Annotated in this window: 1 protein-coding gene; it reads right to left on the bottom strand. The window is 55.3% G+C overall.

Features of this window, described 5'->3' with window-relative positions:
• Positions 1 to 116: 116 nt before the first annotated feature.
• Positions 117 to 600 (bottom strand): transposase (locus tag EP867_RS19725; RefSeq protein ID WP_164888993.1); only part of this gene is annotated, 484 nt, incomplete at its 5' end.

Here is a 600-nt window from a genome sequence, read left to right on the forward strand (position 1 = left end):
TAAAACAAGAAAATAAGCGCCTACGATTTTGTGAACTGCACTGCGGTGAAGGTATGCTAAGATTTCCAAATCAACTGGTTACAACGCATCGCGTTTCAGGTGACTAGCAACTGTGTTTATCGGTTGGGTTGAGACAGCCATGGGACGCCTGTTTTAAGGATAGCATTTGCGATTGTGACCAGCCGTCGTGCTATTGCGACGATGACCACCTTATGGGGTTTTCCGCGTATTTTGAGAGCCTGTGCGACTGGCTTCAGAACAGGGTTGTGACACGCAGCAGCCAGTGCGGCTTGGAACAGGACATGCCTCAGTGCGCGCCGACCTCCGGCGATTGCCCGTTTACCCCGCATTGCGCCACTGTCGTGTGGGACGGGCGCGAGGCCTGTCATCGCCGCAGCTTCGCCTGATGTCATCCGGCCGAGTTCCGGCATTTCCGCGATCAACATCGCTGCAGAGACCGGGCCAATCCCGGGGATCGACAGCAAAAGCCTTGCCTTTGCCGCTGAGGTTTCCTCCTGTCCAATGACGCTCTTGATCCTCTGCTCAAGTTCACCGACCTGAGCGTCGAGCATTGCCAGGAGGTTGGCATCCATATCCTCA

This window comes from Falsigemmobacter intermedius (assembly GCF_004054105.1).
GTDB lineage: Bacteria > Pseudomonadota > Alphaproteobacteria > Rhodobacterales > Rhodobacteraceae > Wagnerdoeblera > Wagnerdoeblera intermedia.